The organism is Micromonospora sp. NPDC048907, from assembly GCF_055586885.1.
Genome location: NZ_JBVJHI010000006.1, coordinates 108,425 through 128,246, shown reverse-complemented (window position 1 = coordinate 128,246; position 19,822 = coordinate 108,425). Strand labels below are relative to the sequence as shown.

The 19,822-nt window shown below is 73.4% G+C and carries 14 protein-coding genes; 4 read left to right on the top strand and 10 right to left on the bottom strand.

Annotated features, from left to right (window positions below):
• Window positions 1-49 precede the first annotated feature (49 nt).
• The gene (locus tag ACZ6PY_RS22050; RefSeq protein ID WP_466074793.1) at window positions 50-778 is read left to right on the top strand and encodes a tyrosine-protein phosphatase; all 729 of its coding nucleotides are present in this window, start codon (window positions 50-52) and stop codon (window positions 776-778) included.
• Between the two features lie 81 nt (window positions 779-859).
• Here the strand turns inward: ACZ6PY_RS22050 and ACZ6PY_RS22045 are convergent, their stop codons facing one another.
• Both ACZ6PY_RS22045 and ACZ6PY_RS22040 read right to left on the bottom strand, forming a co-directional pair.
• The gene (locus ACZ6PY_RS22045) at window positions 860-1,957 is read right to left on the bottom strand and encodes a branched-chain amino acid aminotransferase (protein ID WP_262281488.1); all 1,098 of its coding nucleotides are present in this window, start codon (window positions 1,955-1,957) and stop codon (window positions 860-862) included.
• Window positions 1,958-2,162: 205 nt separating this feature from the next.
• Window positions 2,163-3,194, bottom strand: coding sequence for a 3-isopropylmalate dehydrogenase (locus tag ACZ6PY_RS22040; protein ID WP_466074792.1), 1,032 nt, complete (start codon window positions 3,192-3,194; stop codon window positions 2,163-2,165).
• A gap of 224 nt (window positions 3,195-3,418) precedes the next feature.
• Between ACZ6PY_RS22040 and ACZ6PY_RS22035 the strand changes: the two genes are divergently transcribed.
• A complete protein-coding gene (locus tag ACZ6PY_RS22035; protein WP_466074791.1) occupies window positions 3,419-4,294 on the top strand; it encodes an FAD:protein FMN transferase in 876 nt (291 codons plus the stop codon).
• Window positions 4,295-4,625: 331 nt separating this feature from the next.
• Window positions 4,626-4,982: a hypothetical protein gene (locus ACZ6PY_RS22030; RefSeq protein WP_466074790.1), complete on the top strand. Its 357-nt coding sequence runs from the start codon at window positions 4,626-4,628 to the stop codon at window positions 4,980-4,982.
• A gap of 59 nt (window positions 4,983-5,041) precedes the next feature.
• On the opposite strand, the gene serA is transcribed toward ACZ6PY_RS22030, so the two are convergent.
• From serA to ACZ6PY_RS22005, 5 genes are all read right to left on the bottom strand, one after another.
• Complete coding sequence (gene serA, locus ACZ6PY_RS22025) at window positions 5,042-6,640, bottom strand: phosphoglycerate dehydrogenase (protein WP_466074789.1); 1,599 nt, start codon at window positions 6,638-6,640, stop codon at window positions 5,042-5,044.
• A gap of 363 nt (window positions 6,641-7,003) precedes the next feature.
• Window positions 7,004-8,017: a ketol-acid reductoisomerase gene (gene ilvC / locus ACZ6PY_RS22020; RefSeq protein WP_262281494.1), complete on the bottom strand. Its 1,014-nt coding sequence runs from the start codon at window positions 8,015-8,017 to the stop codon at window positions 7,004-7,006.
• Between the two features lie 58 nt (window positions 8,018-8,075).
• Window positions 8,076-8,591, bottom strand: a complete 516-nt coding sequence (gene ilvN, locus ACZ6PY_RS22015; RefSeq protein WP_046563652.1) for an acetolactate synthase small subunit — start codon at window positions 8,589-8,591, stop codon at window positions 8,076-8,078.
• A gap of 121 nt (window positions 8,592-8,712) precedes the next feature.
• Window positions 8,713-10,641: an acetolactate synthase large subunit gene (locus ACZ6PY_RS22010; protein ID WP_466074788.1), complete on the bottom strand. Its 1,929-nt coding sequence runs from the start codon at window positions 10,639-10,641 to the stop codon at window positions 8,713-8,715.
• Between the two features lie 179 nt (window positions 10,642-10,820).
• The gene (locus ACZ6PY_RS22005; RefSeq protein WP_466074787.1) at window positions 10,821-13,271 is read right to left on the bottom strand and encodes a putative bifunctional diguanylate cyclase/phosphodiesterase; all 2,451 of its coding nucleotides are present in this window, start codon (window positions 13,269-13,271) and stop codon (window positions 10,821-10,823) included.
• 111 nt (window positions 13,272-13,382) lie between these two features.
• On the opposite strand from ACZ6PY_RS22005, the gene ilvD reads away from it, so the two are divergent.
• Window positions 13,383-15,230, top strand: a complete 1,848-nt coding sequence (gene ilvD / locus ACZ6PY_RS22000; protein WP_466074786.1) for a dihydroxy-acid dehydratase — start codon at window positions 13,383-13,385, stop codon at window positions 15,228-15,230.
• 173 nt (window positions 15,231-15,403) lie between these two features.
• On the opposite strand, the gene ACZ6PY_RS21995 is transcribed toward ilvD, so the two are convergent.
• The 3 genes from ACZ6PY_RS21995 to ACZ6PY_RS21985 are packed head-to-tail and all read right to left on the bottom strand — an operon-like array spanning window position 15,404 to window position 19,748.
• A complete protein-coding gene (locus ACZ6PY_RS21995) occupies window positions 15,404-17,860 on the bottom strand; it encodes a glycoside hydrolase family 2 protein (protein WP_466074785.1) in 2,457 nt (818 codons plus the stop codon).
• Complete coding sequence (locus ACZ6PY_RS21990; RefSeq protein WP_466075205.1) at window positions 17,857-18,699, bottom strand: carbohydrate ABC transporter permease; 843 nt, start codon at window positions 18,697-18,699, stop codon at window positions 17,857-17,859. The genes ACZ6PY_RS21995 and ACZ6PY_RS21990 overlap by 4 nt, the downstream gene beginning before the upstream one ends.
• Window positions 18,700-18,734: 35 nt before the next feature.
• Window positions 18,735-19,748, bottom strand: a complete 1,014-nt coding sequence (locus ACZ6PY_RS21985) for a carbohydrate ABC transporter permease (protein ID WP_466074784.1) — start codon at window positions 19,746-19,748, stop codon at window positions 18,735-18,737.
• Window positions 19,749-19,822 lie beyond the last annotated feature (74 nt).

The window sequence follows — 19,822 nt, the reverse complement described above, 5'->3', positions numbered from 1 at the left end:
GCGGCCGGTGGGGCACATCGTGGCCCCGCCGGCCGCTACCGTGTCAGGGGTGGACGCCCTGGAGACCCCCTTCCCCGCGCTCTTCAACTTCCGCGACGTCGGCGGCTACCGCACTTCCGACGGGCGCACCGTCCGGCACCGCCGGCTCTACCGCTCCGACTCCCTGCACCGCATCGACGAGACCGACCGGGCGGCGTTCACCGCGCTCGGCATCCGCACCGTCATCGACCTGCGCCGCCCCACCGAGGTGGCCCGCGACGGCCGGGTGCCCGCCTACGACGGGCTGGCCTACCGGCACATCCACCCCGAGCACCAGGACTGGGCCGAGCGGGAGTACGAGCCGGGCAGCGACCTGGCCCGTTACCTCGCCGACCGGTACGCCGACCTGGCCCGCACCGGCACCGCGGGGCTGGCCGAGGCGGTCGGCCTGATCGCCGACAGCGCCAACGCGCCGGTGGTGGTGCACTGCGTCGCCGGCAAGGACCGCACCGGCATCGTCTGCGGGCTCACCCTGGCCGTGCTCGGCGTCCCCGACGACGACGTCGCCGCCGACTACGCGCTCAGCACCGCCGCGTCCGAGCGGTTCAGCGCCTGGGTCCGGGCCACCCTGCCGGACGCCGTGGAGCCACCGCCGCCGTTCCTGGCCTCCCCCGCCGAGGCGATGATGCTCTTCCTCACCGAGCTGCGCGAGGGCTACGGCTCCGTCGAGGGCTACCTCCGCCACGCCGGCGTGACCGACGAGCAGGTCAAGGCCCTCCGCGCCCACCTCCTGGACTGACCCGGGGGGGGGGGGGGGGAAAGCGCGCACGGCCGGCGCCGTCGAGGACGGGCCGGCCGTGCGGGACGCGCCAATGGAGGGTCAGAGGACGCGGGAGACCCAGCCGTGCCGGTCCTCGGCGCGACCGCGCTGGATGTCCACCAGCTTCTGGCGCAGCGCCATGGTGGAGCGGCCCGGCTCGCCGCCGCCGATCAGGAACTCGCCGTCCGGGAAGCGCACTCCGCCGATCGGGGTGATCACGGCGGCGGTGCCGCAGGCGAACACCTCGCGCAGCCGCCCGCTGGCCGCGTCGGCCTGCCAGTCGGCGAAGCTGACCGGCCGCTCCTGGACCCGGTGCCCCGACTCGGCGGCCAGTGTGAGGATCGCGTCGCGGGTGATGCCCGGCAGGATGGTGCCGGTCAGCGGCGGGGTGACCAGGGTGTCGTCGTCGTAGACGAAGAAGACGTTCATGCCGCCCAGCTCGTCGACGAAACGCCGCTCCACCGCGTCCAGGAAGACCACCTGGTCGCAGCCGGCCTCGATGGCCTCGGCCTGCGCGGCGAGCGAGGCGGCGTAGTTGCCGCCGCACTTCGCCGCGCCGGTGCCGCCGGGCGCCGCCCGGGTGTAGTCCGGCGAGACCCAGACCGTGACCGGCTTGACCCCGCCGGCGAAGTACGCCCCGGCGGGCGAGGCGATCACGCAGTAGAGGTATTCGTTGGCCGGGCGGACGCCGAGGAAGACCTCGCTGGCGAACATGAACGGGCGCAGGTAGAGGCTGGCGTCCTCGTGCTCCGGGATCCAGTCCTGGTCGATCTCGACCAGCCGGCGCAGCGACTCGACGAACGTCTCCGCCGGCAGCTCGGGCATGGCCAGCCGGTGCGCCGAGTCGATGAAGCGGGCCGCGTTGGCCTCCGGGCGGAACATGGTGACCGACCCGTCCCCGGTCCGGTACGCCTTCAGCCCCTCGAAGATCTCCTGCGCGTAGTGCAGGACCGCCGCGGCGGGGTCCATGGGGATCGGCGCGCGCGCCTCCACCCGGGCGTCGTACCAGCCCTTGCCCTCGGCGTACCGGATGGTCACCATGTGGTCGGTGAACACCCGGCCGAAGCCCGGGTTCGCCAGCAGGGCGGCCCGGTCGGCGGCGGATACCGGCGCGGGATTCGGACGGATCTCGAAATCGAGCTTGTCACCACCGCTCATCGCGCTGACCTCCCTGCGGGTCCACGGCATGCGGGATCGCACGCCGACGTCACTGGTGCCAGAAACTTACCCCGAACGGTCGTTCAGCGGATAGCTCCGCCCCGGCACATCCGGCACCGCCGGACGGGCGGCCCGCCGGGCCGGGACGGGAGCGGGCCCGGGTACGGGTCTGGCGGCCCGGATCCGGGCCGAGGTGACGGCCCGGTCAGGCTACGGCGTAGCCGGCGAGGCGGTCGCCGACCTCCTCGGTGCGCAGCGGCGCGCCGGGCGTACGACCGGCCAGCTCGGTGGCGACCGCGGCGGTGACCCGCGCGGCGGCGTCGGCGTGGCCGAGCTGGTCGAGCAGGAGCGCGGCCGAGAGCACGGCGGCCACCGGGTCGGCGACCCCCCGGCCGGCGATGTCCGGCGCGGAGCCGTGCACGGGCTCGAACATCGACGGGTACCGCCCCTCGGGGTTGATGCAGCCGCTGGCCGCCAGCCCGATGCCGCCGGTCACGGCGGCGGCGATGTCGGTGAGGATGTCGCCGAAGAGGTTGTCGGTGACCACCACGTCGTAGCGCGACGGGTTGGTCACCAGGAACATCGCGGCGGCGTCGACGTGCTGGTACTCGGTGGTCACGTCGGGGTGCTCGGCGGCGACGGCCGCGAAGGCGCGGGCCCACAGCGAGCCGGCGTGGGTGAGCACGTTGGTCTTGTGCACGAGGGTGACCTTGCGCCGCTCCCGGCGGCCGGCCCGGGCGAACGCGTCGCGGATCACCCGCTCGACGCCGTGCCGGGTGTTCAAGCTCTCCTCGGTGGCCACCTCGGCCGGAGTGTCCCGGTGCAGCGAGCCGCCGGCCCCCGCGTAGAGCCCCTCGGTGCCCTCGCGGACCACCACCAGGTCGACCTCGCCGGGCTTCACCGCGGCCAGCGGGCCGGCGACGCCGGGCCAGAGGCGGGAGGGGCGGAGGTTGACGTACTGGTCGAAGGCGAAGCGGAGCTTGAGCAGCAGGCCCCGCTCCAACACGCCCGGCGGCACGGTCGGGTCGCCGACGGCGCCGAGCAGGATGGCGTCGTGCCCGGCCAGCTCGTCGAGGACCGAGTCGGGCAGCACCTCGCCGGTGCGGTGGTAGCGGGCCGCGCCGAGGTCGTACTCCGTCGCCTCGACCCCGGGAAGCACCGCGTCGATGACCTTACGGGCCTGCTCGACCACCTCGGGTCCGATGCCGTCCCCGGCCACCACCGCGATGCGTGCCACCTGGCGCTCCTCACCTCGTCGCTCTGGCGCAACCGTACGTCGCCGTCCCGGTTCCCGGTACGAGCCTTCCAGTATTCGGGATACCCGGATGCACAGGAGTCTCCCAGGTGGCATTCATGGTCCGGTCATCTCCACTGCCTAGGGTCGGTGGGGACAGGGTCGACGGGGGCCCGGGACCGGCTTGCGCCGCGGCGCTGCGGCGTGGTCAGCGAGGGAGCAGTGTCATGCGGATCGAGGAGCAGCGGCGGGGCCGCTGGACGGACGAGCAGCCCCGCACCCGGTGGATCGACCAGTCGGCCTTCCGCCACCGCCGCCCCGACCTGCGCCTCGGCGCCCGCAGCCACCGGCTGGAGCGGGCCGGCGGCACGGCCGACGACCGCATCAGCGTCCGGCACACCGTCCGCACCTCCACCGCCGAATACTCGCTGCTGCTCAACGCGCCCGAGTGGCTGGGCCGCCGGGGCATCGGCGAGGCGCTCCGGGACGCGGTCGCCGAGCTGCGCGCCATCGACCTCACCTACGGGCCGAACCAGCCGGACAGCCTGGTGTCGAAGCTGCGCCGGGGCGAGATCGGCCCCGAGTCGTACCCGCCGCTGGCCGACCTGGTGGACCGCTGCGCCGCGATGCGGGCGGCTACCGACGGGTGGTTCGACGCCTGGGCGGTGCCGGGCGGCTTCGACCCGGGCGGCCTGCTCGGCGGCTGGGCGGTGGAGCGCGCCGCCGCCCGGCTGCGCGCCGCGGGCGTCCACGACTACGCCGTGCTCGCCGGCGCCGACCTGACCGTCCGGGGCCACGCCGCGCACGGCGGTCCGTGGCGCGTCGCCGTGCACCACCCGACCGACGGGAACCGGGCGCCGCTGGTGCTGGAGATGACCGCCGGAGCGGTGGGCACCTCCGGCGTGACCGGGCGGCGGGGGCACGTGGTGGACCCGCACACCGGCGAGCCGGCCGACCAGTTGGTCGCCGCCACAGTGGTGGGTCCGGATCTCGCGGTGGCCGACGCCTACGCCACCGCCCTGTACGCCGCCGGCCCGGCCGGCCTGGCCTGGTTCCGCAACGGCTCGGACTACCGGGCGATCTTCGCCCACCGCCGGCGCTGACCGCGGCGCCGCCCCGCCTTCGCATCCGGGGCGCGGACCGCGATCGGCCCCCACGGTCTCGGCAACGACTGTGGGGGCCGGTCAGCGACGAGTGCGCGTGGCTCGCGCAATCGAGGGGTGCGGGCCGGTGGGTCGGACGGCCGACCGCGCCACCCGAAGACGGGCCGGAGTATCGACTCAGCCAGTGACCGCACGGGTACGCTAGCGAATCGACGCAACTCGACGCAAGAGTCTCCACAGGGGACCATCGGATGTCCTGTCGGTAATCGGCGAGCCAACCTGCGGCGGGGCAGGGGTGACGGCGCGCACCCGGGATGGCACGCTGTCCGCCGTGAGTTTCGACTTGAGCGTGTGGGCCCTGCCGGCCGGGGCCACGCCTGACGAGGTGCGGGCGGCGGTGCAGCGGTGCCGCGAGGGGCGGCACGGCGAGCAGTACCCCGATCCGCGGGTGGTCGCCTTCTACCGGGCCATCACGGCCAGCTACCCCGACCGTCCGGCCGGCCCGGGCACGCCGTGGGAGGTCGCCCCGCTACACGCGGCCGGCGACCACGTGGAGATGAACCTCTACCCCACCTGCGCGGACGAGGTGCTGCTGGACATCGAGCGGCTGGCCGGCGAGCACGACCTGATGCTCTTCGACGCCCAGGACGGCTCGGTCTACCCGCCGCCGGCCCGCGTCCAGACCTGACCCCCGGCACGACGAGGGGCCCGGCCGTCCGGCCGGGCCCCCGATCCGTCGTGGCCGGACTACTCGTCGCGCAGGTCGGCCGCGCTGGCCGCGACCGCGCCGATCGAGTCGGCCGCCGAGGTGAGCAGGTCCGCGCCGAGGGCCTGGTCGACGGTGAGCGTCATGAGCGTCTCGCCGCCGGCCTCCCGGCGGGCCACCTGCATGGCGGCGATGTTCACGCCGGCCTCGCCGAGCAGCGTGCCGACGGTGCCGACCACGCCGGGCCGGTCGACGTAGCGCAGGAAGACCAGGATGCCCTCCGCGCCGATCTCCACGTCGAAACCGTCCACCTCGGTCAGTTTGAGGACGTCCCGCGCGCCGGTGTGGGTGACCGTGCCGGAGACGCTGACCGTCCGGCCGTCCGGCAGCGCGCCGCGGACCGTGACCAGGTTGGGGTGGTCGACGGTCTCGGCCTGCGTGGCGAGGGTGACCTCGACGCCCCGCTCGGCGGCCAGGTGCGGGGCGTTGACGTAGGTGACCTGCTCCTCCACCACCGAGCTGAACAGCCCCTTGGTGGCGGCGAGCTTGAGCACCGACACGTCGTTGGCGACGACCTCGCCGCGAACGTCGACGGTGACGCTGGCGGCCACCCCGCCGGCCAGGGCGGTGAAGGCCCGGCCCAGCTTCTCGGCCAGCGGCAGCAGCGGCCGCACGTCCTCGGCGACCACGCCGCCGGCCTGCACGTTCACGGCGTCCGGCACGAACTCGCCCTGCAGGGCCAGCTTGACGCTCTTCGCCACGGCCAGGCCGGCCTTGTCCTGCGCCTCGTGGGTGGAGGCGCCCAGGTGCGGGGTGGCCACCACGTTGTCGAAGGCGAACAGCGGCGACGAGGTGCACGGCTCCTTGGCGTAGACGTCGACGCCGGCGCCGGCGACCCGGCCCTCGGCGATCGCGTTCGCGAGCGCCTGCTCGTCGACCAGGCCACCGCGAGCGGCGTTGACGATCCGGACGCCCGGCTTGACGATCGCCAGTTCCTTCTCGCCGATGAGGCCCACCGTCTCCGGGGTCTTCGGCAGGTGGATCGAGATGAAGTCGCTCTCCCGGAGCAGCTCCTCCAGGCCGACCAGCCGGACGCCGAGCTGCGCGGCACGGGCCGGCTGGATGTACGGGTCGTACGCGATCAGGCGGGTGCCGAAGGCCGCGATGCGCTGCGCGAACAGCACGCCGATGCGACCGAGGCCCACCACGCCGACCGTCTTGCCCTGCAGCTCCACGCCCGTGTACTTGGACCGCTTCCACTCCCCGGCCTTCAGCGCGGCGCTGGCGCTCGCGGTGTTGCGGGCCACGGCGAGCAGCAGCGCCACCGCCTGCTCGGCGGCGGACACGATGTTGGAGGTGGGCGCGTTGACGACCATGACGCCCCGCGCGGTGGCGGCCGGGACCTCGACGTTGTCCAGCCCGACGCCGGCCCGGGCGACCACCTTGAGCCGCGGGGCCGCCGCGATCGCCTCGGCGTCGATCTGGGTGGCGCTGCGTACGATCACCGCGTCGGCCTCGGCGAGCGCGGAGAGCAGGGCCGGGCGGTCGGTGCCGTCCACGTGACGCACGTCGAAGTCGTGCGCGAGCACCTCGATGGCGGCGGGAGCGAGTTCTTCGGCGATCAGTACGACAGGATTCATCGGTCCTCGTAGACGCTCGGTTTTGTGGTCGGCCTGGGGCGTCGGGACGCCGCGCTGCGCCCTGCGCCGATCCGTGCCATGGCCGTCGGGTGCCGGCTGGAGCACCTCACCAAGGATGGTAGGGGGCGGCCCGCCCTCCGGGTCCCGGACCGCGGGGTGAGCGCCCTCACACAGGTCTGTCGCACGCCCGTCACCCCCCGTTCACCCGCCGGCCGGGTCGGCGCGTGGCCGGCCGAGGCGTTGGTCACCCGGTCCCACCAGGTGAACGGACCACTCGGGGTGGCGCGCCCATGACGGCGGCCCGCCGCCCGACGCCGGGGAGAGCGTCGGGCCGCGGGCCGCGTCGGAGCTGCCTGGTGCGACTCAGGCGGTCTCGGTGATGGGCCGGTCGACCCAGCTCATCATGGCGCGCAGCTTCTGCCCGGTCTCCTCGATCGGGTGCGCCGCGCCCTCGGCCCGCCACTTGGCGAAGTTCGGCCGGCCGGCCTCGTCCTCGGCCACCCACTCGCGGGCGAACTCGCCGGACTGGATCTCGCCGAGGATCTTGCGCATCTCCTCCTTGACCCGGGAGTCGATGACCCGCGGGCCGCGGGAGAGGTCGCCGTACTCGGCGGTGTCCGAGATGCTGTAGCGCATCCGGGCGATGCCGCCCTCGTACATGAGGTCGACGATGAGCTTCAGCTCGTGCAGGCACTCGAAGTAGGCCACCTCGGGGGCGTAGCCGGCCTCGGTGAGCACCTCGAAGCCGGTCTGCACGAGCGCCGCCGCGCCGCCGCACAGCACCGCCTGCTCGCCGAAGAGGTCGGTCTCGGTCTCCTCGGTGAAGGTGGTGCGGATCGCGCCGGCCCGGGTGCCGCCGATCGCCTTGGCGTAGGCCAGGGCCAGGCCGAAGGCGTTGCCGCTGGCGTCCTGCTCGACGGCGACCAGGCAGGGCACGCCCTTGCCGTCCACGTACTGGCGGCGGACCAGGTGGCCGGGGCCCTTCGGGGCGACCATCGCCACGTCCACGTCGGCCGGGGGCTTGATGAGGCCGTACCGGATGTTGAAGCCGTGGCCGAAGAAGATCGCCTTGCCGGGGGCGAGGTTGGGGGCGATCGAGTCGGCGTACAGGCCGCGCTGGGCGGTGTCCGGCGCCAGGATCATGATCACGTCGGCCTCGGCCGCCGCCTCGGCCGGGGTGAGCACCCGCAGGCCCTGCTCCTCGGCCTTCGGCCGGCTCTTCGACCCGGCGGGCAGGCCGATCACCACGTCGACGCCGGAGTCGCGCAGCGACAGCGCGTGGGCGTGGCCCTGGCTGCCGTAGCCGATCACGGCGACCGTGCGGCCCTGGATCAGGCCCAGGTCGGCGTCGTCGTCGTAGTACACCTCAACGCTCATTGACTTCCCTTTCCTACGGCGGTGCCCGTCGGCCCGTCGAAAATCTGGTGGGTGCGAATCAGGCGGCGCGCAGCGCCGGGCCGGCGGTGATCGAGCGGGAGCCCCGGCCGATGGCCACCGTGCCGGACTGGACCATCTCCTTGATGCCGAACGGCTCCAGGTCACGCAGGAGCGCGTCGAGCTTGTCGGGGGTGCCGGTGGCCTCGATGGTCAGCGTGTCCGGCGCGACGTCGACCACCCGGGCGCGGAACAGGGCGACCGTCTCCAGCACCTGGCCGCGGGCGTTGCGGTCCGCGCGGACCTTGACCAGCAGCAGTTCCCGGGCCACCGACACCTGCGGGTCCAACTCCACGATCTTGAGGACGTTGACCAGCTTGTTGAGCTGCTTGGTGACCTGCTCCAGCGGCGAGGACTCGGCGTTGACCACGATGGTGATGCGGGAGACGTCGGGGTTCTCGGTCTCACCCACCGCGAGGCTGTCGATGTTGAACCCGCGCCGCGAGAACAGCCCGGAGACCCGCGCCAGGACACCCGGCTTGTTCTCCACCAGCACGGACAGCGTGTGCATCGTCATTACGGCGCCTTCCTCGTCATGCCCTCACGGCCCTCGCTGCGCTCGGTGCATTCGGTCATGACCGGCGCCTTCCTCGTCATGCCCTCACGGCCCTCGCTGCGCTCGGTGCATTCGGTCATGACTACAGCTCGTCCTCGTCGAAGGCGGGGCGGACGCCCCGGGCGAACATGATCTCGTCGTTGCTGGTGCCGGCGGCGACCATCGGCCACACCATGGCGTCCTTGCCGACCACGAAGTCGATGACCACCGGCGCGTCGGTGATCGCCATGGCCGCCTCGATGGTCTTGTCCACGTCGGCGGCGTTCTCGCAGCGCAGGCCGACGCAGCCGAGCGCCTCGGCGAGCTTCACGAAGTCCGGGATGCGGTGCTTGTGGGTGCCCAGCTCGGTGTTGGAGTAGCGCTCCCCGTAGAACAGGGTCTGCCACTGCCGGACCATGCCCAGGTTGCCGTTGTTGATGACGGCGACCTTGATCGGGATGCCCTCCAGGGCGCAGGTGGCCAGCTCCTGGTTGGTCATCTGGAAGCAGCCGTCGCCGTCGACCGCCCACACCGTGGTGTCCGGCTTGCCGACCTTGGCGCCCATCGCCGCCGGGACGGCGTAGCCCATGGTGCCGAGGCCGCCGGAGTTGAGCCAGGTGTACGGCTTCTCGTACGAGATGAACTGGCTGGCCCACATCTGGTGCTGGCCGACGCCCGCCACGTAGACGGCGTCCGGGCCGGCGATCTCGCCCAGCCGCTTGATCACGTACTGCGGGGAGAGCGTGCCGTCGGCCGGCTCCTCGTAACCCAGCGGGTAGCGCCCGCGCAGGTCGTCCAGCTGGTGCCACCAGTCGGCGAGGTCGGCGGCCGGCCGGGCCGCCTGCTCGGCGGTGACGGCCGCGATCAGCTCGTCGATGACGTGCCGGGCGTCGCCCACGATCGGGACGTCGGCGTGCCGGTTCTTGCCGATCTCGGCCGGGTCGATGTCGGCGTGCACCACCGTGGCGTCCGGGGCGAACGAGTCCAGCCTGCCGGTGACCCGGTCGTCGAAGCGGGCGCCCAGCGCCACGATGAGGTCGGACTTCTGGAGGCCGTAGACGGCGGCGACCGTGCCGTGCATGCCGGGCATGCCCAGGTGCTGCCGGTGCGAGTCGGGGAACGCGCCCAGCGCCATGAGGGTGGTGACCACCGGGATGCCGGTCAGCTCGGCCAGCCGGCGCAGCCCCTCGGTGGCGCCGGCCTTGAGCACGCCGCCGCCGACGTAGAGCACCGGGCGGCGGGCGCTGGTCATCAGCCGGGCCGCCTCACGGATCTGCTTGCCGTGCGGGTGCAGCGTGGGCCGGTAGCCGGGCAGGTCCAGGGTGGGCGGCCAGGCGAAGGTGGTCGGCGCCTGGAGGACGTCCTTGGGGATGTCGACCAGGACCGGGCCGGGCCGGCCGGTCGAGGCCAGGTGGAACGCCTCGGCGAGCACCTGCGGGATCTCGTCGGCCGTCTGCACCAGGAAGTTGTGCTTGGTGATCGGCAGCGTGATGCCCTGGATGTCCGCCTCCTGGAAGGCGTCCGTGCCGATCGACGGGCGGGCGACCTGGCCGGTGATCGCCACCATCGCCACCGAGTCCATGTACGCGTCGGCGATCGGCGTGACCAGGTTGGTCGCGCCCGGGCCCGAGGTAGCGATGCAGACGCCGACCTTGCCGGTGGCCTGGGCGTAGCCCGTGGCGGCGTGCCCGGCGCCCTGCTCGTGCCGGACCAGGATGTGCCGGACGGTCGAGTCGTAGAGCGGGTCGTACGCGGGCAGGATCGCGCCGCCCGGGATGCCGAAGACGACGTCGACGCCGAGCGCCTCGAGCGACCGCACCAGCGAGCCGGCGCCGGAGAGCTGCGCGGGCTGGCGGTCGGCCACGGTGCGTCCGTCCGCGCCGGCCGTGGCGCCCCGTCCCGCTACGGCCGGGGTGGCCGGGGTGGCACCGGGGCGGGGGGCGGGGGCGTGGTCGGCGTCGACGGCCGGCTCGGTGGCCGGGCGGGCGCGCCGGACGGAGTGGGCGAGGGTCTCTGGCGTGGGTCTCGTCATGGCGGTTCAGGCCTTCGGCTGGAGTGGGTGATGCGCTTCTCAGGGTGGGACGCGGGCGTCCCGGCGATGCTCCGACGGCAACAAAAACGGCCCACGTGCAGATGCACGGGGCCAGCGCACTCTCAACGGGAGAGTGCGCTCAGGTAAGTACTCGCAGCGACCGGTTCGACGACATGCGGTCAAGCCTGACGCATCTCACGCGATGAGTCAACTGATCCCACATTTTGGTTCACGGACGTGGGCGTGTCGGCCCCCGGAGCGCCCTCCACGGCCGGGGCGACCTGCGAAGATCCCTCATTCGAGGTACGCGGCGCGGGCACCTGGGCGGGAGGATTCGACCGGAGCCGCGGCAGCAGCGGGGACGGCCCGATCCGGGGCGGCGGGGCCGGCGCGGCGGGCGGCGCCGAGGCGGGGCGGCTGCCGGGCGAGGTGGCCGCCTCCAGCATCGCCTCCAGGTGCTCGGCGGGCACGCCCCAGCCGAAGGCCGCGCCCTGCCCGAAGCGGCAGCCGGCGGCGACCACGGCGGCCAGCTCGGCGGGGGTGGTGACGCCCTCGGCGATCACCTCCAGGCCGAGCTGGTGGCCGAGGCGCATGACGATGTCGACCATCGGGGCGAACGCCGGGCCGTCCCGGCCCACCGGCCGGACCGGCTCGTGCTCGGCGACCAGACTGTGATCGATCTTGAGGATGTCGATCGGGAGCCGGCGCAGCTGCCCCAGCGAGGAGTAGCCGGCGCCGAAGTCGTCCAGCGCGATCCGCACCCCGGTCAGGCGCAACGCCGTGAGCCGCCGGATCAACTCGTCCAGGTCGGTGGCGACGGCATGCTCGGTGACCTCCAGCACCAGCCGCTGCGGCGGCACGTGGTGGGCGCGCAGCGCGTCGGCGACCTGGACCACGTATTCCGGGGCGTGCAGCTCCCGGGGCGAGACGTTCACCGACACCCAGACGTCGTGCCCGTCGGCCAGCCAGCGGGAGAGCTGGTAGCAGGCCTGGTGCAGCACCCACGCGCCGAGCTTGGAGATCATCCCGCACTCCTCGGCGAGCGGGATGAACTCGTCGGGCCGGACGTTGCCCAGCTCGGGGTGGTGCCAGCGGAGCAGCGCCTCGGCGCCGACCGGGCGGACCGAGGGCAGCGAGGCCACCGGCTGGAAGGCCAGCCGCAGCTCGTCGCGCTCGATGGCGCCGCGCAGCTCGTGCTCCAGCATGGTGCGCCGGCGCAGCAGCTGGTCGTAGGTGGCGTCGTAGCGCTCGATCCGGTTCTTGCCGCGCTGCTTGGCGTAGCGCAGCGCCAGGTCGGCGTTGCGCAGCAGCAGCTCGACGTCGGTCTCCCCGCTGGCGCCGGCCACCCCGATGCTGACCGAGAGGAAGACCGGCCCGTCCGCCTCCTCGTAGGGGCGGCCGAGCACCCCGAGCAGCCGCTCGGCGACCGGCCCGGGCTCGGTCGTGCCGTGCATGAGCACCGCGAACTCGTCGCCGCCGAGCCGGGCCGCCAGGTCGCCCGGGCGCAGGTTGCCGCGCAGCCGCCGGCCCACCTCGGCCAGCACCGCGTCGCCGACGTCGTGGCCGCGCATGTCGTTGACGTTCTTGAAGCCGTCCAGGTCGAGCCCGAGCAGCACGCACGGGACGCCGGCCTCGGCGCAGCGGTGCAGCGCCCGCAGCAGGCCGCGCCGGTTGGCCAGGCCGGTGAGCGGGTCGGTGTGCGCCAGCTCGCGGAAGTGCGCCTCCCGCTCGGCCAGCCGGCCGGCGTAGCCGCGGACGTCGTTGAGGGCCAGGTACTGGCGGGCCACCAGGGCGAAGCCCTCGACGCTGCCCGCCGCGATGCCGTACACGTCGAACCGGCCGCCCTGCACCAGGTGGTACATGGCGGAGGCGGCCATCGCGAACATCGGCACGAAGGCGTACTCGCCGTCGCGGCGGATCAGGTCGACGTCGACCCGCGGCAGGTCGACCCGGTGCGCGGCCAGGGCGGTGGCCAGCAGGCCGGCGGCGATCACCGCGGCACCGGCGAACGCCAGGGCCGGGCCGGCCTGGCAGAGCCCGGCCGACAGGCCCAGGCCGCCGCAGGTCACCCCGGTCGCGCCGGCGCCGAGCAGGACCAGCCGGCCGCGCGGCGGGGCGGCCCGCAGGACCATGATCAGGGTCAGCCCGGCGGTGAAGGCCGCGCTGACCGTGGCCAGCAGGATGGGCAGGCAGGCGACGGGGGTCGCGTCCCCGAGCAGCCGGGTCGGCGGGCTGAACAGCGCCCAGCCGACGAACCAGAGCGCGCCCGCCATGATCACGCCGTCGAGCAGCAGCCGGGCGGTGGCCGCCCGGGCCGCGGCCGTGCCGGGCAGCCGGAGCAGGGCGACGCCGAGGCCGAGCCCGGCGAGCGTGGTGCCGAGCGAGACGACGGTGGCCCAGCCGGTGCGCTGCCCCTGCCGGTGCGCCCAGTGGTCGCCGGCCGCGAGGGTGCCGGCCAGCCCGAGGAGCAGGCTGAGCAGGGCGACCCCGGCGGCGGCCGCGAGCAGCACGTGGGCCCCGCGGTGGGGGCCGCCCCGGCGGCGCGCCGACACGGCGAGCAGGGCGGCGGCGCCGGCCGCGGCGAGGCCGCTCAGCACCGCGACGATGACCATGCCCGGGGACGACTGCACGACCTCAACTGTGCCGGATCCGCGCCCCTTGTGGGGAACCGGGTGTGCAACTGTTGGGACACGGCGCGTGTGCCCGGGGGCCGCCGCCGCGGCGGTGTCAGACTGGTAGGCATGCCTGAGCTGCGGTCGAGGACCTCCACCCACGGTCGGACGATGGCCGGTGCCCGGGCCCTCTGGCGGGCCACCGGGATGACCGACGACGACTTCGGCAAGCCGATCGTCGCCATCGCCAACAGTTTCACCCAGTTCGTCCCCGGCCACGTCCACCTCAAGGACCTCGGCGGCCTGGTGGCCGACGCGGTGGCCGAGGCCGGTGGCGTGGGCCGGGAGTTCAACACCATCGCGGTGGACGACGGCATCGCCATGGGCCACGGCGGCATGCTCTACTCGCTGCCCAGCCGGGAGCTGATCGCCGACGCGGTGGAATACATGGTCAACGCGCACTGCGCCGACGCCCTGGTGTGCATCTCCAACTGCGACAAGATCACCCCGGGCATGCTGCTGGCCGCGCTGCGGCTCAACATCCCGACCGTCTTCGTGTCCGGCGGCCCGATGGAGGCCGGCAAGACGGTGGCCATCGAGGGCGTCGTCCACTCCAAGATCGACCTGATCGACGCCATGATCGCCTCCTCCAACGAGGCCGTCACCGACGACCAGCTCGGCGAGATCGAGCGCTCCGCCTGCCCGACCTGCGGCTCCTGCTCCGGCATGTTCACCGCCAACTCGATGAACTGCCTGACCGAGGCCATCGGCCTGGCGCTGCCCGGCAACGGCTCGACGCTGGCCACCCACGCGGCCCGCCGGTCGCTCTTCGTCGAGGCCGGCCGCACCGCCGTGGAGATCGCCAAGCGCTGGTACGACGGCGACGACGCCTCCGTGCTGCCCCGGTCGATCGCCAACCGGGCCGCCTTCGAGAACGCGGTCGCGCTCGACGTGGCCATGGGCGGCTCGACCAACACGGTGCTGCACCTGCTGGCCGCCGCCCGCGAGGCGGAGCTGGACTTCGGGGTGGCCGACATCGACGCCATCTCCCGGCGGGTGCCCTGCCTGGCCAAGGTCGCGCCGAACTCGCCGCAGTACCACATGGAGGACGTGCACCGGGCCGGCGGCATCCCGGCCATCCTCGGCGAGCTGGACCGCGCCGGCCTGCTCCACCGTGACGTGCACGCCGTGCACTCCCCCTCGCTGGAGACGTGGCTCGCCGACTGGGACGTCCGGGGCGGCTCGGCCGTCCCGGAGGCGGTGGAGCTGTTCCACGCCGCGCCGGGCGGGGTGCGCACGACCGAGCCGTTCTCCACCACCAACCGCTGGTCCACCCTGGACACCGATGCGGCCGGCGGCTGCATCCGCGACCGGGAGCACGCGTACAGCGCCGACGGCGGGCTGGCCATCCTGCACGGCAACCTGGCGCCGGACGGCTGCGTCGTGAAGACCGCCGGCGTGCCCGAGGAGTGCCTGACCTTCCGCGGGCCGGCCAAGGTCTACGAGTCGCAGGACGACGCGGTCACGGCGATCCTGGCCAAGGAGGTCGTGGCCGGGGACGTGGTGGTGATCCGCTACGAGGGCCCGAAGGGTGGCCCCGGCATGCAGGAGATGCTCTACCCCACCTCGTTCCTCAAGGGCCGCGGCCTGGGCCGCTCCTGCGCGCTGCTCACCGACGGCCGGTTCTCCGGCGGCACCTCCGGCCTGTCCATCGGGCACGTCTCCCCGGAGGCGGCCTCGGGCGGGCTCATCGCGCTGGTCCGCGAGGGCGACGAGATCGTCATCGACATCCCGGCCCGGTCGATCCGGCTCGACGTGCCCGACGACGTGCTCCAGGCCCGCCGGGTGGCGGAGGAGAAGCGCGACCGCCCGTACACCCCGGCCGACCGGGTCCGGCCGGTGTCGGCGGCGCTGCGCGCGTACGCCTCGATGGCCACCTCCGCCAGCGACGGCGCGTACCGCCGGGTCCCGGAGTAACCGCCCGAGGCACTCGCCGACGGGCTGGCCCACACCGACGGCGACATGGGTCGGGAGCTGGCCCAGGGCCTGCCGGGTTAGCCCGCCGCCCTCGCACCGGGAATCCTGGCGGGTGCCCGTTCGAGTCGAGCGGGAACCCGTCAGGATCCGCGAGGTGAGGTGACGCCGTCACCTCACCTCGCGGGCCGGATCAGGTCGTTGACGCAGCGGAGGACCGGGCGCGCCGTCAGCGCCGCCGGGTCGAGCGGGGCGTCCGCGCGCACGGTGAAGGTGGTCGACTCCCCCGGCAGCAGGGTGACCAGGGCCCGGTCGACCTGCCCCGACGGGTGCAGCCGGTCCGGGTAGAGCGTCAGGTCGCGCAGCACCGTCCGCGCGGTGACCCGGACCCGCTGGGCGTCGCCCGCCGGCTCAACCGTCGCGGACAGCTCCGCCGCCGGCCACTCGACCTCCCGGTCGGTGGCGAAGAACCACAGCGCCCGCTCGGCAGTCTCCCCCGCCTCCGCGACCAGCAGCTCCCGCCGGGCCTCGTCCGGCCGTGCCAGCTCCGCGGGCAGCGGCAGCACCACCGAGGAGTACGCGGGGACGTCGAGGTCGACCGAGGTCTTCGCCCTCGGCTCCCCGGTGAGGGTGAGCCGGGTGACGGTGGCCGCGGCGTGCCACGCCTCGCCGGTCTCGTTCACGGCCACCAGCGCGAGTCCGCCGTCCCGCGGCTGCACGGTGAGCAGCCGGTCGGCGTAGGCGCGGCGGAGCGCGTACCAGAGGGGTTTGCGCCGGCCGTCGCCGTCGACGGCCGACCAGGAGGTCACCGGCCAGCAGTCGTTGAGCTGCCACACGATGGCGCCCATGCAGACGGGCCGGTGCGAGCGGAAGTGCTCGACGCCGAGCTGGATGGCCCGGGCCTGGTTGAGCTGGGTGAGGTAGTGCCAGTCGTCGAAGTCGGCGGGCGCGGGCAGGTGGGCGTCGAGGCCGCGCCGGAGTTTCCGGTCCCCGTCGGCGGCCTTCTGGTGGTGCGCCATGCCGGGCGAGTCGGGGGCGAGCGGCTCGTCGGAGAGGGCCCGGCGCAGCGTCGCGTACGCGGGGGGCGCCTGGTAGCCGAACTCGGCGACGAAGCGGGGCACGTACTCCCGGTACTTCGTGTAGTCGTCGGTGTTCCACACGTCCCAGATGTGCGTGGTGCCGTGCGCCGGGTCGTTGGGGTGCAGGTCCTCGCTGCCCGACCAGGGGCTGCCGGGCCAGTACGGCCGGGTCGGGTCCAGCTCGGCGACGACGGCGGGCAGCAGGTCCAGGTAGTAGCCGCGCCCCCAGGTGCGGCCGGCCAGGGGTTCCTGCCAGTCCCAGTCGTGCCAGCCCCAGATGTTCTCGTTGTTGCCGGTCCAGAGCACCAGCGACGGATGGCTCGCGAGCCGGGTGACCTGCTCCCGCGCCTCCGCCTCGACCTCGGTGCGGAACGGCTCCTCCTCGGGGTAGGCGGCGCACGCGAAGAGGAAGTCCTGCTGCACCAGCAGCCCCAGTTCGTCGGCCAGCTCGTAGAAGTCCTCCGACTCGTAGCGGCCGCCGCCCCAGACGCGCAGCAGGTTGACGTTTGCGCCGACGGCCTGCCCGAAGCGCTCGGCGAGGCGGGCCCGGGTGACCCGGTTGGGGAAGGCGTCGTCGGGGATCCAGTTCACCCCCTTCACGAAGACCGGCACCCCGTTGACGTGCAGGGTGAACGCGGAGCCGTGCGCGTCGGGGGCGGTGTCCAGGCGTACCCAGCGGAAGCCGATCCGGCGGGACCAGGCGTCCAGCGGCCGGCCGTCGGCGGCGCGGAGGGTCACGTCGAGGTCGTGCAGCGGCTGGTCGCCGTACCCGACGGGCCACCAGAGCGCCGGGTCGCGGACGGTGAGGGTGGCGACGGCGCGGTGTTCCCCGGGCGGGACGGTGACCTCGACGGCGGCGCCCGCCACGGTGGCGTGGACGGTGAGCGGCTCGTCCCGCGTCCGCTCGACCTCGACGTGCAGCTCGACCCGGCCGGCGCCGCCCTCGACGGTGACCAGTGGCCGGACGGTCGCCAGCCGGGCGACCGACCAGCCGTGCAGGCCGATCTCCTGCCAGATGCCGGCGGTGACCACGGTCGGTCCCCAGTCCCAGCCGAAGTTGCAGGCGGTCTTGCGGATGAAGTGGAACGGCTCCGGGTACGCGTTCGGCCGGTCGCCGAGCCGGTCCCGGTGCGCCTCGGCGTAGCGGTACGGCGAGGCGAAGCGCACGTTGAGGGCGTTGGCGCCCGGCCGGAGCAGCGGGCCGACCGGGAACCGGTGGCCGCGGTGCTGGTTCTCGGTGCGGCCGACCTCGGTGCCGTTGAGGGTGATCGTGGCGACCGTGTCCAGGCCGGCGCAGACCAGGTCGACCCGCTCGTCGTCGCCGGGCCGCCAGTCGACGGTGGTCTCGTAGACCCAGTCGGTGCGGCCGATCCAGCGGAGGCGGTTCTCGTTGTCGTCGAGGTACGGGTCGGGGATGAGGCCGGCCGCCAGCAGGTCGGTGTGCACCTCTCCGGGGACGGTCGCCGGCACCGCCTGCCCGGCGAGCTCCGGCGGCACCTGCGGACCGGGCACGGCCCGCAGCACCCAACCCTCGTGCAGCGTCTGACGGCTCACGACTTCACCGCGCCTTCCATGATTCCGCGGACGATCTGGCGTCCACCGATGAACAGCATGACGAGCAGGGGCACGGTGGCGATGAACGCCCCGGCCAGCACCCGCCGGTAGATCACGTAGTTGCCGCTGGCCAGGTCGGAGACCGCGACCATCGAGGTCGGGAAGTCGGTGCCGCTCAGCGTGATGAGCGGCCACTGGAAGTCGTTCCAGGTGGCCACGAAGGTGAGCAGCCCGAGCACGGCCAGGGCCGGGCGGATCGCCGGCAGCACGATGCTGGCGTACACCCGCATGGTCGTGGCGCCGTCCATCCGGGCCGACTCGACCAGCTCGTCGGGGACCGTGTTGACGATGAACTGCCGCATGTAGAACACGCCGAACGCGGTGACCAGCCCGGGGGCGATGACCGCGAGAAGGGTGCCGTTCCAGCCGAGCTTGCCCATCACGATGTAGAGCGCCACGATGCCGAGCTGGTTGGGCACGGTCAGGGTGAGCACCACGAAGAGCATCAGGGCGTTGCTGCCCTTGAAGCGCAGCTTGGCGAAGGCGAACCCGGCCAGCGAGCAGAAGAACAGCACCGAGGCGGTCACCACGGTGGCGACGATGACGCTGTTGACGAGCGAGGCGGCGAAGTAGACGTCCTGGAGGGAGAAGACCTCGTCGACGTTGGTCAGGAACCGGTCGCCGGGGACGATCGCCGGCGGCAGCTTCGCGAGCGCCTCGTCGTCGCTGGTCGCGATGACGAACATCCAGTAGAGCGGGAACGCGGCGAAGAGCATGGTCAGCGCGAGGAACAGGTAGGTCCACAGCCCCGCCTGGGTCTCCTGCGGGGCCCGGCCCATCAGCCGCGGCTTCCGGCGCGCCGGTGCGACGCTTGTCATTTGCGCCCTCCGGACAGTCGGTTCGTCACCACGTAGTTGACGCCGGCGACGATGAGGATGATCAGGAAGAGGGCCCACGACATGGCCGCGGCGTAACCGAGGTTGAGGTCCTTCCAGCCGACCTTGTAGATGAGCTGGGCGATGGTCTGCCACTCGCCGTTCGGCCCGCCGGTGGCGGCCTGGGCGTTCGGGTCGAAGAGCATGGGCTCGGTGAAGAGCTGGAGGCCACCGATGGTGGAGAGGATGACGGTGAAGAGCACCACGGGCTGGATCATCGGCACGGTGATCCGCCAGAGCTGCTTCCACGGCCCGGCGCCGTCGATGGCCGCCGCCTCGTAGACGTCGCGCGGGATGGACTGCATGGCGGCCAGGTAGAGCAGGGCGTTGTAGCCGATCCACTTCCAGTTGACCATCGTGGCGATGGCGACCCAGGCGTGCAGCTTGTCGGCCCGCCAGTCGATCGGGTCGTCCGGGCCGCCGAGGCCGAACAGGCCGAGCACCCAGTTGGCCATGCCGAAGTCGCGGGAGAAGAAGACGCTGAACACCATGGTCGAGGCGACGATCGGGGTCACGTACGGCAGCAGCACCCCCACCCGCCACCAGGTCTGCGCCCGCAGCTTCCGGTTGAGCAGCGAGGCGACCACGAGCGCGAGCAGCAGCTGGGGCACCGAGGAGAGCAGGAAGATGCCGAAGGTGTTGTAGAGGGCGTTCCAGAAGTCCTCGTCGCCGACCAGCCGGCTGAAGTTCTCGACCCCCGCCCAGTAGGGCAGCGTCGGGTCGTCGAGCCGGTAGTTGCGCAGCGAGACCACCGCGTTGAACAGCAGCGGGAAGAGCCCGAACACGATGAAGAGCAGGAAGAACGGCGCGATCAGCAGGTACGGCATGTAGCGCATGTCGAAGCGGTACAGCCGGTTGCGCCAGGTCAGCCGCCGGTCGTCGCCCCCGGAGCGGCCGCGCTCCGGCGCGGCTCGGCGGCTCGACGGCGCGGGCGCGGCACGGGTGGTGGACATCGGATCACTCCAGGGCCGAGGTGGGTGAGGCGGTGTGGCGGTGACGGGGCCCGCCGTGGCCGGCCCCGTCACCG

What these genes read in the sequence shown, in the direction of transcription:
- ACZ6PY_RS22045 (WP_262281488.1), bottom strand. Translation starts at nt 1,957, where the DNA reads ATGAGCGGTGGTGACAAGCTCGATTTCGAGATCCGTCCGAATCCCGCG.
- serA (WP_466074789.1), bottom strand. Translation starts at nt 6,640, where the DNA reads ATGAATCCTGTCGTACTGATCGCCGAAGAACTCGCTCCCGCCGCCATC.
- ACZ6PY_RS22035 (WP_466074791.1), top strand. Translation starts at nt 3,419, where the DNA reads ATGCGGATCGAGGAGCAGCGGCGGGGCCGCTGGACGGACGAGCAGCCC.
- ACZ6PY_RS22010 (WP_466074788.1), bottom strand. Translation starts at nt 10,641, where the DNA reads ATGACGAGACCCACGCCAGAGACCCTCGCCCACTCCGTCCGGCGCGCC.
- ACZ6PY_RS21990 (WP_466075205.1), bottom strand. Translation starts at nt 18,699, where the DNA reads ATGGGCCGGGCCCCGCAGGAGACCCAGGCGGGGCTGTGGACCTACCTG.
- ilvC (WP_262281494.1), bottom strand. Translation starts at nt 8,017, where the DNA reads ATGAGCGTTGAGGTGTACTACGACGACGACGCCGACCTGGGCCTGATC.
- ACZ6PY_RS21985 (WP_466074784.1), bottom strand. Translation starts at nt 19,748, where the DNA reads ATGTCCACCACCCGTGCCGCGCCCGCGCCGTCGAGCCGCCGAGCCGCG.
- ilvN (WP_046563652.1), bottom strand. Translation starts at nt 8,591, where the DNA reads ATGACGATGCACACGCTGTCCGTGCTGGTGGAGAACAAGCCGGGTGTC.
- ilvD (WP_466074786.1), top strand. Translation starts at nt 13,383, where the DNA reads ATGCCTGAGCTGCGGTCGAGGACCTCCACCCACGGTCGGACGATGGCC.